Origin of the sequence: Ramlibacter sp. AN1133 (genome assembly GCF_037890035.1) — a bacterium.
Lineage (GTDB): Bacteria > Pseudomonadota > Gammaproteobacteria > Burkholderiales > Burkholderiaceae_C > Ramlibacter.
This window is the reverse complement of record NZ_JBBKTQ010000014.1, coordinates 90,195-106,193: the sequence shown is the minus strand read 5'-3', so window position 1 is coordinate 106,193 and position 15,999 is coordinate 90,195. Positions and strand designations below refer to the sequence as shown.

Here is a 15,999-nt window from a genome sequence, read left to right as displayed (position 1 = left end):
CCCGACGAGTGAGCATCCCGCGCCTGCAGCTCGCGCACATCACGAAGCGCTATCCCTCGGTGGTGGCCAACAGCGACGTCTCGCTGCAGGTGCTGCCGGGCGAGACGCATGCCGTCCTCGGCGAGAACGGCGCGGGCAAGTCCACGCTGATGAAGATCATCTACGGCGCCGTCAAGCCGGACGAAGGCAGCGTGCTGTTCGACGGCCAGCCCGTGCACATCCGCAACCCGCAGGAGGCGCGGGCGCTGGGCATCAGCATGGTGTTCCAGCACTTCAGCCTGTTCGACACGCTCACCGTGGCGGAGAACGTGTGGCTCGGCCTGGACAAGAGCCTCACGCTGAACCAGGTGACGCACAGCATCACCGCCAAGGCGCAGGAATACGGGCTGGAGGTCGATCCGGCGCGGCCCGTGCACACGCTGTCGGTGGGCGAGATGCAGCGGGTGGAGATCATCCGCGCGCTGCTGACCAACCCGAAGCTGCTGATCCTCGACGAGCCGACCTCGGTGCTCACGCCGCAGGCGGTGGAAAAGCTGTTCGTGGTGCTCAAGCAGCTGGCCTCCGAGGGCTGCAGCATCCTCTACATCTCGCACAAGCTGCACGAGATCCGCGAGCTGTGCACCGCCTGCACCGTGATGCGCGGCGGCAAGGTCACCGGCGACTGCGATCCGCGGCGCGAGAGCAATGCGTCGCTGTCGCGCATGATGATCGGCGCCGAGCCGCCGCAGCTGGAACACCACGAGCGGCAGCCCGGGCCGGTGGTGCTGGAGGTGCAGCGCCTGACACTGCCGCGCGAGGACCAGTTCGGCCACGACCTGGACGACATCTCCTTCGAGGTGCACGCGGGCGAGGTGGTGGGCATCGCCGGTGTCTCGGGCAACGGCCAGCGCGAGCTGCTGTTCGCGTTGTCCGGCGAGGATCGGCGGGCTGCCCCGGAAATGATCCAGGTGAGCGGCATCCACGCCGGCCGGCTGGACCCGGCCGACCGGCGCGACCTCGGGCTGCACTTCGTGCCGGAGGAACGCCTGGGCCGCGGTGCGGTGCCGGGCCTGGGCCTCGCGCAGAACCTGCTGCTCACGCGCACCGACGCGGTCAACCGCAGCGGCTGGATCGACGTCAAGGGCCTGAAGCAGCAGGCGCTGCGCATCATCGAGAAGTTCAACGTGAAGGCGGGCGGGCCGGACGCGGCGGCCAAGTCGCTCTCCGGCGGCAACCTGCAGAAGTTCATCGTCGGGCGCGAGATCGACGCCAACCCGAAGCTGCTGATCGTGTCGCAGCCGACCTGGGGCGTGGACGTCGGCGCCTCGGCGCAGATCCGCGCCGAGATCCTGGCGCTGCGCGACGCCGGTTGCGCGGTGCTGGTCGTCTCCGAGGAGCTGGAGGAGCTGTTCGAGATCAGCGACCGGCTGCACGTGATCGCCAAGGGCCGGCTGTCGCCGAGCATCGAGCGGGCGCGGGCGACGGTGACGCTGATCGGGGAGTGGATGAGCGGGTTGTGGGTGGTGCATCCGTTGCGGGAGGCGGCGGCGAGTGCCCTCACCCCCACCTCCCACCCCGAAAAAAGCGCAAGCGCTTTTTCCGGGGACCCCGGAGGCCTCTCCCAAAGGGAGAGGGAGAAAGGCAGGGACAATGTTTAAGCTGGAGCCAAGGCCCGAACCCTCGCGCTTCTGGGGCATCGCTTCGCCGCTGCTGGCGCTGGTGATCACGGTGCTGCTCGGCACGCTGCTGTTCGTGGCGCTGGGCAAGGACCCGGTGCGCGGCCTGCAGGTGTTCTTCTGGGAGCCGATCAGCTCCGGCTACCGGCTCGGCGAGCTGATGGTCAAGGCGACGCCGCTGCTGATCATCGCGCTGGGGCTGGCGGTGTGCTTCCGCTCCAACGTGTGGAACATCGGCGCCGAAGGCCAGTTCGTGATCGGGGCCGTGGCCGCGGGCGGCGTGGCGCTGCTCGCGGGCAAGGACACCAGCCGGCTGATCGTGCTGGCGATCCTGCTGGCCGGCGTGGTCGGAGGCATGGCCTGGGCAGGCCTCACCGCCATCCTGCGCGACAAGTTCAACGCCAACGAGATCCTGGTGAGCCTGATGCTGGTCTACGTGGCCACGCTCACGCTGAACTACATGGTGTTCGGCCCGTGGAAGGATCCGCAGGGCTACAACTTCCCGCAGACCAAGACCTTCGAGGCGGTCACGCAGATCCCGAAGCTGATGCAGGGCTCGCGCGTGAACATCGGCGTGCTGCTGGCGCTGGCGGGCGTGGCGGCCTTGTGGGTGTTCCTGTTCCGCACGCGCGCGGGTTTCGCGCAGCAGGTGGGCGGCCTCGCGCCGGCCGCGGCCCGCTACGCCGGCTTCTCTTCGCGCAAGGCTTTGTGGACGGCGCTGCTGGTCTCCGGCGGCGCCGCCGGCTTGGCCGGCGCGCTGGAAGTGGCGGGGCCCATCGGCCAGCTCACGCCCTACGTGCCGGCGGGCTACGGCTTCGCCGCGATCATCGTCGCCTTCGTCGGCCGCCTGCATCCGGTGGGCATGGTGTTCTCGGCCATCCTCATGAGCATGTTCTACATCGGCGGCGAGCTGGCGCAGTCGCGCCTGGGCCTGCCCAAGTCGCTGACGGGCGTGTTCCAGGGCCTGCTGCTGTTCACGCTGCTCGCCTGCGACACGCTGATGGCGTACCGCATCCGCTTTTCGCCCTCCACCCCCGCGCAAGCCTGATGGACCAGTACGCACTCCTCTTCGCCTCGATGCTCAACGCGGGCACGGTGCTGGCCATCGCCGCACTGGGCCTGTTGATCAACGAGAAGTCCGGCATCGTCAACCTCGGGGCCGAGGGCATGATGCTGTGCGCCGCCATCGCCGGCTTCGCCGCGGTGGTGCACACGGGCAGCGACTGGCTCGGCTTCCTCGCCGGCATGGGCGCGGGCGCGCTGCTCGCCGCCGCCTTCGGTCTGCTGGTGATCTGGATGAACACCAACCAGTACGCGACCGGGCTGGCCCTGAGCCTGTTCGGCGCCGGCTTCTCGGCCTTCGCCGGCATCAAGTACGTGCAGGAGAAGCTGCCCGAGCGGCCGCATTTCTCGCTGCCGCTGCTGGGCGACATCCCCGTGCTGGGCCCCGCGCTGTTCCGCCAGCATCCCATGGTCTACCTCGCCATCGGCCTGGTGGTGTGGCTCGTGTGGTTCCTGTACCGCTCGCGCGCCGGATTGGTGCTGCGCTCCGTGGGCGAGTCGCCCGAGGCGGCGCACGCGCTGGGCTATCCCGTGCGTCGCATCCGGCTGATGGCGGTGGTGGCGGGCGGCGCCCTGTGCGGGCTGGCCGGCGCGTACATCTCGGTGATCTACACGCCGCTGTGGGTGGAGGGCATGGTCGCGGGCAAGGGCTGGATCGCGCTGGCGCTGACCACCTTCGCCACCTGGCGGCCGGCACGCGTATTGCTCGGAGCCTATCTCTTCGGCGGCGTGACCATGCTGCAGTTCCACCTGCAGGGCACGGGCGTCGAGGTGCCGAGCGAATTCCTGAACATGCTGCCCTACCTCGCCACCATCGTGGTGCTGGCCCTGATCTCGCGCAACCCGGCGTGGATCCGCGTCAACATGCCGGCCTCGCTTGGTAAGCCCTTCTATCCCGGAACATAATTCGTGTTTCACCCCAACCGTCCCCCAGAGGAACTGGCATGACCGATCTGAAGAAACGCTCCCTGCTCCAGGCCGCGGCCCTCGCGGCCGCCGTGGCGGGCCTCGCTGCCTGCAGCAAGCAGGAGACCCCCGCGCCCGCCCCGGCGCCCGCGCCCACCGCGGCGGCCCCGGCCTCGGCGCCCGCTCCCGCGGCGCAGAAGCTCAAGATCGCCTTCGCCTATGTCGGCCCCGTGGGTGACGGCGGCTGGACCTTCGCGCACGACAACGGCCGCAAGGCGGTGGAGAAGGAATTCGGCGACAAGGTCGAGACCAGCTTCGTCGAGAAGGTGCCCGAGTCGGCCGACGCCGAGCGCGTGATGCGCGACATGGTGAGCCAGGGCAACAAGCTGATCTTCGGCACCACCTTCGGCTACATGGAGCCGATGCTCAAGGTCGCGGCCGACCACAAGGACGTGAAGTTCGAGCACGCCACCGGCTACAAGACCGCCGAGAACCTGCGCACCTACGACAGCCGCACCTACGAAGGCGCGTACATGGCCGGCGTGATCGCGGGCTCCATGACCAAGACCAACACGCTGGGCGTGGTCGGCTCGATCCCGATCCCCGAAGTGGTGCGCAACATCAACAGCTTCACGCTCGGTGCGCTGTCGGTGAACCCGAAGGTCAAGACCCGCGTGGTGTGGGTGGGCGACTGGTTCAATCCGCCGAAGGAAACCGAAGCGGCCACCTCGCTGATCAACGGCGGCGCCGACGTGCTGATGCAGAACACCGACTCCTCCGCCGTGCTGCAGACGGCCGAGAAGATGGGCAAGCGCGCCTTCGGCTGGGACAGCGACATGAGCAACTACGGTCCCAAGGCGCACCTGGGTTCCGCGGTGATCAACTGGGGCCCGTACTACATCAAGGCCGTGCGTGACGTGCTCGAGAACAAGTGGACGACGGGCCAGAGCTGGTGGGGCGTGAAGGAAGGCGCGATCGACTTCGTGAACGTCGCCGCCGACGTGCCGGACGCCGCCAAGCAGCAGCTCGAGAAGGTCAAGGCCGGCCTCAAGGACGGCAGCCTCGTGATCTGGAAGGGCCCGCTCTCCGACAACACCGGCAAGGAAGTCCTGGCCAAGGACGCCGCGGCCGACGACAAGTTCCTGGGCGGCATCAACTTCTACGTCAAGGGCGTGGAGGGGAAGGTGCCGGGCGGGGATAAGAAGTAACGCGCTTCTGCGTTGTCATCGCGAAGCCGGAGTGGTGTGAGCCGCTCCGGCTTTTTGTTTGCATTGACGGGCCCTCGTCCTGCGGCGGGGCGTGCCTGTGGCGGGGCAGCGTGGGGTAGAGTCCCAAAGTGGCACCGACGATCGTTCGTGACGGGCAGTTCCGACTTTTCTTCTTCTCCCGCGAAGAGCCACGAATCCACGTGCATGTCGCCCATCCCGATGGTGAGGCCAAGTTCTGGCTGACGCCCGACGTACACTTGGCCGTGAACATGGGGCTGTCAGCGGCCCAGCTCCGGCAAGCGCAGGCCGTGGTCAGCGCCCATTTGAAGGAGATCGAAGATGCGTGGCGCCGTCACTTCGGGGGCTGAAGTCACCCACATCTCGGCTCATGGTTTCTGGGTGCTGCTTGGGGACGAGGAACTGGCGGTTCCTTACGCTGCCTTCCCCTGGTTCAGGAAGGCGACCGTGGAGCAAATTCTGGCGGTCGAACGCCCCAGCGAGAATCACCTTTACTGGCCGCTCCTCGATATCGATCTGTCCGTCGAGTCGCTTCGAGATCCCGGAGCATTTCCACTCGTATCCGGCGTCGACGTCTGACGGCAGCGGGCTTCGTCCGGCTCGCATCTGTGCAAGAGGCTTGCCGTCGATTCACCCTTGCTCTCCACGAATCCCGCGACGAGCCGGATCCCGCGACAGCGGCAGATCATCCCCCGACGCCGTATGCTGTGCAGACCATGCACGCACCCGTCCCCGCCGACCTGCAGTCCCTGCTCGCCGCGATGCCGAAGGCCGAGCTGCACATCCATATCGAGGGTTCGCTCGAACCCGAGCTGATCTTTCAGCTCGCCAGGCGCAACGGCGTGAGCCTGCCGTATGCCAGCGTGGAAGACCTGCGCCGCGCGTACGCCTTCAGCAACCTGCAAAGCTTCCTCGACATCTACTACGCCGGCGCCAGCGTGCTGCTCAAGGAGCAGGACTTCTACGACATGGCCTGGGCCTACCTGCAGCGGGCGCGGCACGACAACGTGCTGCGCGCGGAGATCTTCTTCGATCCGCAAACGCACACGGCGCGCGGCGTGCCCATGGAAACGGTGATCGGTGGGCTGCACCGCGCCTGCACCGACGCGAAGAACCTCGGCGTCGATGCGGAACTGATCCTGTGCTTCCTGCGCCACCTGAGCGAGGAAGAGGCGTTCGACACGCTGGAGCAGGCGCTGCCGTTCCGGGATCGCTTCATCGGCGTGGGCCTCGATTCGAGCGAAGTGGGCCATCCGCCGGAGAAGTTCGCGCGCGTGTTCGCCAAATGCCGCCAGCAGGGCCTGCACCTCGTCGCGCATGCGGGCGAGGAGGGGCCGCCGGAATACATCTGGGCTGCGCTCGACGTGCTGAAGGTCGAACGCATCGACCACGGCGTGCAGTCGATGAAGGACCCTGCGCTCGTGAAGCGGCTGGCGCAGGACCGCATCCCGCTGACCGTGTGCCCGCTGTCGAACCTGAAGCTGCAGGTGTTCCCCAAACTGGAACAGCACAACCTGCGCGAACTGCTGGATGCGGGCCTGGTCGCAACGGTGAACTCGGACGACCCGGCCTACTTCGGCGGCTACATCAACGCGAACTTCCTGCAGACGTTCGCCGCGACGGGGATGGACGTGCGGCATGCGTACCAGCTGGCGCGCAACAGCTTCGAGGGCAGCTTCGCGGAGCCTTCGGCGAAGAAGCGGTACATCGAGCGGCTCGACGTGGAGTTCGCGGCCGCGTAGCACCCGGCAGGCAGGACAGCGCGGGGAGCGCCCCCACCCCAGCCCTCCCCCAGAGGGGGAGGGAGCCCGAGAGCTAGTCCTCCAGCTTCAACCCTGTATTCCGCACGAACGCGTTCCAGCGCTCGTACTCCTGCCGCGCGTGGCGTTCGACGCCGGCGCCATCGGTGGCCATTACCTCGAAGCCGGCCTGCGTCAGCTTCGCGTGCACCTCGGGGGAGTTCAGCGTCGCGCGGAAGTCCTCGGTGAGCTTGCGCAGCGTGTCGGGCGGCGTGCCCGCCGGCGCGAAGATGCCGATCCACGAATAGGCCTCGAAGCCCGGGAAGCCGGACTCCGCCACGGTGGGCACGTCCGGCAGGTCCGGCAGGCGCTTCGCCCCGGTGACCGCCAGCGGCTTGATCTTGCCGGCGGCGATCTGCCCCTTGAGCGCCGCATAGCTCAGGAGCGTGAGCTGCGACACGTCGCCCAGCACGGCCTGCACCGCCGGCCCGCCGCCGCCGTACGGCACGTGCAGCACGAAGACGTTGGCGCGCCGCTTGATGTCCTCCATGACCAGGTGGTTCATCGAGCCGACGCCGGTCGAGGCATAGCTGAATTTCGCCGGCTGCCGGCGCGCGTCGTCGAGGAAGCCGCGCAGGTCCTTGGCGGCGACGGAGGCCGAGGCACCGATCACCAGCGGAAAGCGCACCGCCAGCGTCACGCCCGCGAAGTCCTTGAAGGTGTCGTAGGGCAGCTTCGGCTTGGCGATCGGGTTGATCGCGTGCGTGTCGAAGCTCACCAGCAGCGTGTTGCCGTCCGGCGGCGCCTTGGCGACGAAGCTGGTGGCGACCTGGCTGGCCGCGCCCGGCTTGTTGTCGACCACCACGGTGCGGCCGGTGCGCCTGGCCAGCTCCGGCTGGAGGATGCGCGCCGCGATGTCCGTGCTGCCGCCGGGCGGGAAGGTGACCACCAGGCGCAGCGGCGCGTCGCCCTGCGCGAGGGCGCCCGTGCCGCAGGCCAGCGCCGCCAGGCCGGCGAGGATCGTGCGACGGTTCCAACTGCTGCTCATCGTGTTGCCTTTCTTCGAGTGCGAAAGAGGAAACTCAACCCATCCACTGGCTCACCGGCACCGCCGTGTCCTGCAGTTCCTGCGAGATCACATCGACGAGGGCCGGGCCGTCGTGCGCCAGCGCGGCCTTGATCGCGCCGTGCACGTCCGCCGGGTCCTCGATGCGCCACGCCTTCACGCCGAAGGCCTCGGCCACGCGGGCGTGGTCGGTGCGGCTGAAATCGACGGAGAAGTAGCGCTGCTCGTAGCCCGTCTTCTGGCTGGCCTTGATCCAGCCGAAGACCGAGTTGGAGAACACGATCATCTTGAGCGGGATCCTGCGGCGCACCAGGGTCTCGAGTTCGCCGCAGGTGAAGCCGAAGCTGCCGTCGCCCATCACCGAGACCACCATCGCATCGGGCCGGCCGAACTGCGCGCCTACCGCGGCGGAGAGCGAGAAGCCGAGCGCCCCGTGCGCGCGGTTGGTGATGAAGTGCCGGCCCGCCTGCGGGGCGTCGAAGTAGGCGGCGAAGTAGGGGCAGGGCGTGCCGGGGTCGGCGACCACGATCGCCTCGCGCGGCAGCAGCTTGTTGAGCGCATCGACCACGCGCTCGGGCTTGATCGGGCGGTCCTGCGACTCCGCGAGGCCGGCGAAGAAGGCGTGCTTCTGCGCGCGGCAGCGGGCGGTGACGGCACGTCCGTCGACGGCATCGGTGGGACGATGCGCGATGCGTCGCTGCACTGCATCGGCCAGCGCGGCCAGTCCCAGCTTCGCGTCGCCCACCAGCGCCACGTCGGTGCGGTAGTTGGTGGCGATGGTCATCGCATCGATGTCCAGGTGCAGGATCGTGCGCTCGCGCCCCGGCATCTTCCAGTGCTCGGTGCTGGTGGAGCCCGCGCGCGCGCCGACGAACATCACCAGGTCCGCCTGCGCCACCACCGCCCGCGTCGCCTCGACCCCGCCGTTGGTGCCGACCACGCCGGCATTCAGCGGATGCGCGCTGGCCAGGCTGCCCTGGCCGCTGACGGTGGTGCACACCGGGGCGTCGAGCAGCGTCGCCAGGCGATCGAGTTCCGCGCCCGCGCCCGAGATCACCACGCCGCCGCCGCAGAGGAAGACCGGCGCGCGCGCCGCGACCAGCATCTGTGCGGCGCGTTCGACGTCGGCGCGGTCCGGCGCGAAGCGGTAGGCCGGATAGCGGTCGTGCCCCGGCTGCGCCCATACCTCCGCCGGGTCGATCGCCTGCTTCTGCAGGTCGTACGGCAGGCAGATGTGCGCGGCGCCGGGGCGGCCGGTGGTCATCGCCCGGAAGGCGGCGCGCACGGCCTGCGGGATCTGGTCGACGCGGTCGATGCGCGTGTTCCACTTGGTCAGCGGCTGGTACAGGGCGAGCTGGTCCAGCTCGGTCAGCGGGAACTTGCCGCGCGCGCCCACCGACACGTCCGACGTGATGCCCAGCACGGGGATCGCGGACTCGTTCGCCTCCACGATGCCGGGCAGCAGGTAGGTGGCGCCGCCGCCGCTCGGGCCTTCGCACACGCCGGGCTTGCCGGTCACGCGCGCGTAGCCGTCGGCCATGTAGGCCGCGCTGCGCTCGTCGCGCGTGAGGATGTGGTCGATGCCGTGGTCCAGCCGCGCCAGCGCGTCGTAGAAAGGCAGGCTCGTGTCGCCGCACAGGCCGAAGATGTGCTTCACGCCATTGAGCTGGAGCATCCGCACCAGCGCGTCGGCGCCGTTCATGGGGGTCATCCCGCCTCCTTCAAGCTGAGCGGGCCAGTATAGGGAGCCGCCTCCAGCACCGCAGGAGCTTTCGTATGCAGTCCGCATCCGTGTAGGCGGATACCTCGCCCGCGGCGGAACTTTCTCCGACGCAAGCACCCTAGGAGGGATGACCGTTTCCCGAAGCCCCCTCGCTGCCCGCTGGTGGCTCGCCCTGCTGGCCTTCTTCATCGCGCTGGCTCCGCTGGAGAGCTTCGCGGCGAAGCCTCATCCGCGTGCGAAGGCGGTGGCCGTGAAAGCCAAGCACGGCGCGAAGGCCCGGGCCGTGAAGGCCAGGCCCGGCGCGAAGGCCGTGGCCGCGAAGGCCAGGCATGGCGCGAAGGCCAGCCGCGCGAAATCCGTGAAGATTGCCGTGGCCGCGAAGCCGCGCCGCGCCAGGAAGGTGGCTGCCGCGCCGCGGCCCGTGGTGGTGCAGGTGCTGCCGGCCGACCCGGCGATGCTGCCGCTGAAGGCGCGCGTCGCCTACGTCATCGACACCGAAAGCGATGAAGTGCTCCTGGGCAAGAACGATGACGACGTGCGCCCCATCGCCTCGCTGACCAAGCTGATGACGGGCCTGGTCGTCTCCGAGGCGCGGTTGCCGCTGGACGAGAAGATCACCATCGCCAGCGACGACGTGGACCGCATCAAGCACAGCAGCTCGCGCCTGCAGGTGGGCACCGTGCTCACGCGCCGCGAGGCGCTGCACCTGGCCCTGATGTCCAGCGAGAACCGCGCGGCGCATGCGCTCGGGCGCACCTACCCCGGCGGCTTGCCGGCCTTCGTGAGCGCGATGAACAACAAGGCGCGCCAGCTCGGGATGCTGCAGACGCGCTACGTCGACCCCACGGGGCTTTCCAGCGGCAACCAGTCCAGCGCCCGCGACCTCGCGGTGCTGGCCGAGGCCGCCTACACGCATCCGCTGATGCGCAAGTACTCCACCTCGCGCGGCTACGAGATCGAGGCCGCCGACGGCCGCGAGCTGAACTACGTGAACACCAACCGGCTGGTGCGCGAGGGCGCGTGGAAGATCGGCCTGCAGAAGACGGGCTACATCTCCGAGGCCGGCCAGTGCCTGCTGGTGCAGACGCAGGTCCGTGGCCGCAACCTGATCATGGTGTTCCTCGACTCCGCCAGCAAGGTCACGCGCATCCGCGACGCCGAGATCGTCAAGCGCTGGCTGCACCAGCACCCCGACGCCTGAGTTCCCCTCTCCCTCCCGCCTTGGGGGAGGGCCGGGCCTCCTCCCTCCCCTCCGGGGGAGGGCTGGGGTGGGGGCACTCCCCCGGCCCCCTCGGCCGCCGTCGTAAAATCGCCCCCAGACACGAACAGGTCGCGCCCCGGCGACCTTTTTCTTTTCCGACATCCCCGGGGCCATGTAGAGGAACACCATGTACAAAAACCTCGCCGCCATGGCCATGGCGGCTTTGGCCTTTTCCTTCCCCGCACAGGCGCAGAAAGCCGAGCCGCTGAAGGTCGCCTTCGTCTACGTCGCGCCGCTCACCGACGCCGGCTGGGTGCACCAGCACGAACTGGGGCGCCAGGCCGTGCAGTCGTACTTCGGCGACCGCGTGAAGACCTCGTACGTGGAGAACGTGCCCGAGGGACCGGACGCCGAGCGCGTGATCCGCGACCTGGTCGCGCAGGGCAACAAGCTGATCTTCACGCCCAGCTTCGGCTACATGGAGCCCACGCTGAAGGTGGCGAAGGAGCATCCCGAGGTCAGGTTCGAGTCGATCACGGGCTACAAGACCGCCCCCAACGTCGCGGCGGCCAATGCGCGCTACTACGAAGGCCGCTACCTGGCCGGCATCGCCGCCGGCCGCATGACGAAGAGCAACCTGGCCGGCTACGTGGCGGGCTTTCCGATCCCGGAAGTGCTGCAGGGGATCAATGCCTTCACGCTCGGCATGCGATCGGTGAACCCGAAGGCGCAGGTCAAGGTGGTGTGGCTCAACACCTGGTTCGATCCGGGCAAGGAGCGCGACGCGGCGATGGCGCTGTTCGACCAGGGCGTGGACGTCGTCTCCTTCCACACGGCGTCCACCGCGATCATGGCCGCCGCCCAGGAGCGCGGCAAGCTGGCCATCGCCTACCACTCCGACATGCGCAAGGTGGCGCCGGACGCCCAGCTGCTGGCGGTGACCCACCTGTGGGGCGAGTACTACAAGGACCGCACCCTGGCCGTGCTGAACGGCACCTGGAAGAGCGGCAACTTCTGGGGCGGCGTGGGGGAAGGCATGATCCGCGTGGCCTTCTTCGGCCCCAAGGTCCCGAAGGCGGTGCAGGTGGAGGTGACCAACGGGGAGAACGCCATGGCCGCGCACGCCCTGCGGCCCTTCACGGGCCCGATCGAGGACAACGAGGGCCGGCTGGTCGTGCCCAGGGGCAAGGCCATGACGGACGAACAGATCCTCGGCATGAACTTCCTCGTCTCCGGCGTGCAGGGGAAGATCGCAAAATAGGCCCGATGCAGGCCTATCGCGCAGCGCTCCTTTCCTTCCACGACGACGGCTCGGCCCGCTACGAGCCCGATGGCCTCCTCGTCGTGGGTCCCGATGCCGCCGGCCGCAAGGTGATCCGCGCCGCCGGCGCGCACGCGGCGCTGGCCGGCAACTACCCCGGCGTGCACGTCACGCACCTGCCCGGCCGCATCCTCGCGCCGGGCTTCATCGACCTGCACCTGCACTTTCCGCAGACCGACGTGATCGGCTCGCCGGCCGAAGGCCTGCTGCCCTGGCTGGAGGACTACACCTTCCCGCACGAGTCGCGCTTTTCCGACCACGCGCACGCGGTGGCCATGGCCGATGTCTTCCTCGACGAGCTGCTGCGCAACGGGGTCACCACGGCGCTCACCTTCTGCACCTCGCATCCGCACTCGGTCGATGCGCTGCTGGAGGAAAGCGAGCGCCGCGGCCTGCGCATGATCGCCGGCAAGGTGCTGCAGGACCGGCACTCGCCCGACGGCGTGCGCGACGAGACGGAGCAGTCGCTGCTCGACACCGAGGCCCTGATCCGCCGCTGGCAGGGGCGCGCGCGCCTGGGCTATGCGATCACGCCGCGCTTCGCCCCGAGTTGCACCGAGGCCCAATTGCGCGGCGCCGGCGAACTGGCGGCGCGCTACCCGGATGTGTGGATCCAGTCGCACGTGGCGGAGAACCGCGACGAGATCCGCTGGGTGCACCAGCTGTTCCCGCACGCGCGCAGCTACCTGTCGGTGTACGAGGACTTCGGGCTGCTGCGCGAGCGCGCCATCTACGCGCACTGCATCCACATCGACGACACGGATCGCGCCCTGCTGCGCGCCAGCGGCGCCGCGGCGGCCGTCAGTCCCACCAGCAACCTGTTCCTGGGCAGCGGCTTCTTCGACTACGAGGCCGCGCGCCGCGCCGGCTTCCGCTACGGGCTGGCGAGCGACGTGGGCGGCGGCACCAGCTTCAGCCCTTTCCACACGATGCTCGCGGCGTACTACGTGGGCCGCGAAGGGCAGACCAAGATCGGCGTGAGCCTCGCACCGCAGGACCTGTGGTGGCAGCACACGGCCGGCGCGGCGCAGGCGCTCGGCCTGGAGGGCGTGATCGGCAACCTGCGTCCCGGCTGCGAGGCCGACTTCGTGGTGCTGGACCCGCAGGCCACGCCGTTGCTGGCGCGCAAGACGGCGCATGCCCGCAATCTCGACGAACTGCTGTTCTCGATGATCGTGCTGGGCGATGACCGCGTCGTCGAGCAGGTGGCCGTCGATGGGGTTATCACCAGCCGGCGCAAGGCCGCCGCTGCATAGACTCTCCCGCAGCCAAAGGGGGAAAGCCATGCACGCTGCCGTCCTGCGCCTTGCCGGCGCCCTGATCGCCCTCGCCTGCGCCAGCGGAGCGTTCGCGCAGGCCTGGCCCGCGAAGCCTATCACCATGGTGATGCCCTACGCGCCCGGCGGCCCGGGCGACGCCATCACCCGCGTGTTCGCGGCGGCGATGCAGAAGACGCTGGGGCAGCAGATCGTGGTCGACAACCCCGCGGGCGCCTCCGGCACCATCGGCACGGCGAAGGTGGCGCGCTCGGCGCCGGACGGCTACACGCTGCTGATGATCCACGTGAGCCACGCCACCAACCTGGCCATGTACAAGGACCTGCCCTACCACCCGGTGAACGACTTCGAGCCGATCGGCTCCGCCACCAGCGGCCCGATGGTGGTGGTGGCGCGCAACGGCTTTCCGGCGAAAGACCTGCAGGAGTTCGTGGGCTACCTGCGCGCGAACGGCCGCAGCGTGAGCCTTGCGCACGCCGGCATCGGTTCGGCCTCGCACCTGTGCGGCCTGATGCTGATGAACGCGCTGAACGTGAAGCTCAACGAGATCCCGTACAAGGGCACCGGGCCGGCGCTGAACGACGTGATGGGCGGCCAGGTCGACGTGCTGTGCGACCAGACCTCGGGCACCGTGCCCTCGGTCAAGGCCGGCCGCATCAAGGCCTATGCCGCGGCGGGCAAGGCGCGGCTGGCCTCGCTGCCCGACGTGCCGTCGCTGGCGGAAGCGGGCGTGCAGGGGTTCGAGATCAACATCTCCTTCGGCCTGTATGCGCCCAAGGGTACGCCGAAGCCGGTGCTGGAGCAGCTCACGGCGGCCCTGCAGAAGGCCGTGGCGGACCCGGAGGTGCGCGCGCGCCTGGACGGCATGGGTGTTTCCGCGGTGAGCGCCGAACAGGCCACGCCGGCGGCCCTGCGGGCGCACCTGGTGAGCGAGATCGACACGCTCGGCGGCCTGCTGGTCAAGGCGGGCGTGAAGGCCAACTGAAGCGCCCCCCTGCGCGAGGTCAAGGGGAGGCCACGGGGCGCCCACCTAGAATAGCCGCCCAGGAGTTTCCCCGATGACCATCAAGAGCGACAAGTGGATCCGCCGCATGGCGGAACAGCATGGCCTGATCGAACCGTTCGAGCCGAACCAGGTCCGCGAGGTCGCGGGACGGCGCGTCATCAGCTATGGCACCTCCAGCTACGGCTACGACATCCGCTGCGCGCCGGAGTTCAAGGTGTTCACCAACATCCACAGCACGGTGGTGGACCCGAAGAATTTCGACGAGAAGAGCTTCGTCGACTTCCACGACGACGTCTGCATCATCCCCCCCAACAGCTTCGCGCTCGCGCGCACGCTGGAGTACTTCCGCATCCCGCGCAACGTGCTGACCATCTGCCTGGGCAAGAGCACGTATGCGCGCTGCGGCATCATCGTCAACGTCACGCCCTTCGAGCCCGAGTGGGAAGGCTACGTGACGCTGGAGTTCTCCAACACCACGCCGCTGCCCGCCAAGATCTATGCTGGCGAAGGCTGCGCGCAGGTCCTGTTCTTCGAGAGCGACGAGGCCTGCGACGTGAGCTACAAGGACCGCGGCGGCAAGTACCAGGGGCAGCACGGGGTGACGCTGCCGAAGGCGTGAGGGCGGCCGCCGCCGGGTGGGTTTCGCCACTGCGCTTGTAGTCGATCCGGCCCTCTCCGGAGGGGCCTCACGTGGGCGCTCGCTTCGCGGTGCGCATGGCCGGGCACCCTGCGTGCGGCCAGGCAGGCGAAACGGTGCCGCGCAGGCGGCATCCGGCGCGTTGCCCAGCGGACCCGCGAGCGTGAAATCCTGCTCACCGCGGCGTCAGCGCGCTTCGTGCCCTGCAGGCGCTGTGCGAGCGCCCGCTCCCAGCCGATCCGCGCGCCTGCGCCTTCTGCCCAGCCTGCCACCGCCGCGCGGCCCTGTCCAGGCGCGGTGGCTCGCACGCAACGCATGCGTGCTGCACCAGCCGCAATGGCGATGGGCTTTGCCAGGGCTCACCCACAAGGCGGTTGCGCCTGCGCGCAGCCGTTCCATCATGGGCTACGTAGCCTCTCCTGCCGCGTCAAGATTTTGTCCTACAGCATCTCGCGACGGCCACTCTGGCGCGGCAGCGCGCGCAGGCCTACGATGAAATCCACCCAAGGAAGTCCGCCATGTCGACCGTCATCCATGCCGCCGCCGAGACCGATCCGCCGTCGCGCAGCCAATGGCTGTGGATGCTGCTCGCCGGCGTGGCCATGGCGCAGTTGTTGTCGTTCTGGCTCCTGTGCAGCCACCAGGTGCGCAAGGCGGAGGCCCGGCAGAACGAGACGATCGTCCAGCAGATGGCCCTGGCGGACTGCCTGCAGTACATCCCGGGTTCCACCATCGCCAGCTGCAGCCACATGGATCCGAATGCGCAGCCGGCGCAGCCGCTGGCCAGCCCCACCGCGACCGGCGCGGTCCCGGTCAGTTTCAGCTATCGCTGAGGCCGCCATGAATCCGCTGCACATGCGTTCTTCCGCCGGCGCGACGCGCACTGGCGCACCCGGTCCCTTGCTTGCAGCTGGCGACGAAAGCCTGGGCTTCGAGGCGACGCCGCGCTACTGCCCCACGACGCTGCTCGCGAGCTTCGCGCTGCTGATGGCCGGGCGGGGCCGCTGCGTGAACACCGACATGATGCTGGGCGACCGCGAATACGCGATGTGGCAACTGGCATGCGCCCGCGCGACGGACGACCCGGAACTCGCGGCGATCGCCGCCCGCCTGTTCGCCTACTTCGACGATCCGCAGCACAGCGCGATGCCCGTGCTGGGCACTGCGTAGATTGCGTCGT

General features: G+C 68.9%; 16 protein-coding genes. 14 read left to right on the top strand and 2 right to left on the bottom strand.

Annotation, left to right across the window (positions count from 1 at the left end):
- The first annotated feature begins 8 nt into the window (after positions 1-8).
- From WG923_RS19280 to WG923_RS19250, 7 genes are all read left to right on the top strand, one after another.
- Complete coding sequence (locus tag WG923_RS19280) at positions 9-1,637, top strand: ABC transporter ATP-binding protein (RefSeq protein ID WP_340352611.1); 1,629 nt, start codon at positions 9-11, stop codon at positions 1,635-1,637.
- Complete coding sequence (locus WG923_RS19275) at positions 1,630-2,703, top strand: ABC transporter permease (protein ID WP_340352610.1); 1,074 nt, start codon at positions 1,630-1,632, stop codon at positions 2,701-2,703. The genes WG923_RS19280 and WG923_RS19275 overlap by 8 nt, the downstream gene beginning before the upstream one ends.
- Entirely contained in the window at positions 2,703-3,623 is a 921-nt protein-coding gene (locus tag WG923_RS19270; protein WP_340352609.1) for an ABC transporter permease, read from the top strand. Before WG923_RS19275 ends, WG923_RS19270 begins: the two co-directional genes overlap by 1 nt.
- Before the next feature lie 38 nt (positions 3,624-3,661).
- Positions 3,662-4,831, top strand: coding sequence for a BMP family ABC transporter substrate-binding protein (locus WG923_RS19265; RefSeq protein WP_340352608.1), 1,170 nt, complete (start codon positions 3,662-3,664; stop codon positions 4,829-4,831).
- A 128-nt stretch (positions 4,832-4,959) separates the two neighbouring features.
- Positions 4,960-5,199: a DUF4160 domain-containing protein gene (locus tag WG923_RS19260; protein ID WP_340352607.1), complete on the top strand. Its 240-nt coding sequence runs from the start codon at positions 4,960-4,962 to the stop codon at positions 5,197-5,199.
- Positions 5,171-5,428 carry a DUF2442 domain-containing protein gene (locus tag WG923_RS19255; RefSeq protein ID WP_340352606.1) on the top strand — a complete coding sequence of 86 codons (258 nt, stop codon included), beginning with the start codon at positions 5,171-5,173 and terminating at the stop codon, positions 5,426-5,428. The genes WG923_RS19260 and WG923_RS19255 overlap by 29 nt, the downstream gene beginning before the upstream one ends.
- Before the next feature lie 137 nt (positions 5,429-5,565).
- Positions 5,566-6,591, top strand: a complete 1,026-nt coding sequence (locus WG923_RS19250) for an adenosine deaminase (protein ID WP_340352605.1) — start codon at positions 5,566-5,568, stop codon at positions 6,589-6,591.
- A gap of 73 nt (positions 6,592-6,664) precedes the next feature.
- Here the strand turns inward: WG923_RS19250 and WG923_RS19245 are convergent, their stop codons facing one another.
- Both WG923_RS19245 and WG923_RS19240 read right to left on the bottom strand, forming a co-directional pair.
- Positions 6,665-7,636 (bottom strand): Bug family tripartite tricarboxylate transporter substrate binding protein, encoded by a 972-nt coding sequence (locus WG923_RS19245; RefSeq protein WP_340352604.1) that lies wholly within the window; start codon positions 7,634-7,636, stop codon positions 6,665-6,667.
- Positions 7,637-7,670: 34 nt separating this feature from the next.
- Positions 7,671-9,365, bottom strand: a complete 1,695-nt coding sequence (locus tag WG923_RS19240) for a thiamine pyrophosphate-binding protein (protein WP_340352603.1) — start codon at positions 9,363-9,365, stop codon at positions 7,671-7,673.
- Positions 9,366-9,504: 139 nt separating this feature from the next.
- Here WG923_RS19240 and WG923_RS19235 point away from each other — a divergent pair, with 139 nt between their 5' ends.
- The 7 genes from WG923_RS19235 to WG923_RS19205 all read left to right on the top strand — a co-directional run bounded on the left by WG923_RS19235 (position 9,505) and on the right by WG923_RS19205 (position 15,989).
- Positions 9,505-10,578 (top strand): D-alanyl-D-alanine carboxypeptidase family protein, encoded by a 1,074-nt coding sequence (locus tag WG923_RS19235; protein ID WP_340352602.1) that lies wholly within the window; start codon positions 9,505-9,507, stop codon positions 10,576-10,578.
- A gap of 187 nt (positions 10,579-10,765) precedes the next feature.
- The gene (locus tag WG923_RS19230) at positions 10,766-11,839 is read left to right on the top strand and encodes a BMP family ABC transporter substrate-binding protein (protein WP_340352601.1); all 1,074 of its coding nucleotides are present in this window, start codon (positions 10,766-10,768) and stop codon (positions 11,837-11,839) included.
- Between the two features lie 5 nt (positions 11,840-11,844).
- Complete coding sequence (guaD, locus tag WG923_RS19225; protein WP_340352600.1) at positions 11,845-13,155, top strand: guanine deaminase; 1,311 nt, start codon at positions 11,845-11,847, stop codon at positions 13,153-13,155.
- A gap of 28 nt (positions 13,156-13,183) precedes the next feature.
- Positions 13,184-14,161, top strand: coding sequence for a tripartite tricarboxylate transporter substrate-binding protein (locus tag WG923_RS19220; RefSeq protein WP_340352599.1), 978 nt, complete (start codon positions 13,184-13,186; stop codon positions 14,159-14,161).
- Between the two features lie 73 nt (positions 14,162-14,234).
- Positions 14,235-14,801: a dCTP deaminase gene (gene dcd, locus WG923_RS19215; RefSeq protein WP_340352598.1), complete on the top strand. Its 567-nt coding sequence runs from the start codon at positions 14,235-14,237 to the stop codon at positions 14,799-14,801.
- A gap of 536 nt (positions 14,802-15,337) precedes the next feature.
- Positions 15,338-15,652, top strand: coding sequence for a hypothetical protein (locus tag WG923_RS19210; RefSeq protein ID WP_340352597.1), 315 nt, complete (start codon positions 15,338-15,340; stop codon positions 15,650-15,652).
- A 7-nt stretch (positions 15,653-15,659) separates the two neighbouring features.
- Positions 15,660-15,989 carry a hypothetical protein gene (locus tag WG923_RS19205; RefSeq protein ID WP_340352596.1) on the top strand — a complete coding sequence of 110 codons (330 nt, stop codon included), beginning with the start codon at positions 15,660-15,662 and terminating at the stop codon, positions 15,987-15,989.
- The last annotated feature ends 10 nt before the right edge of the window (positions 15,990-15,999 follow it).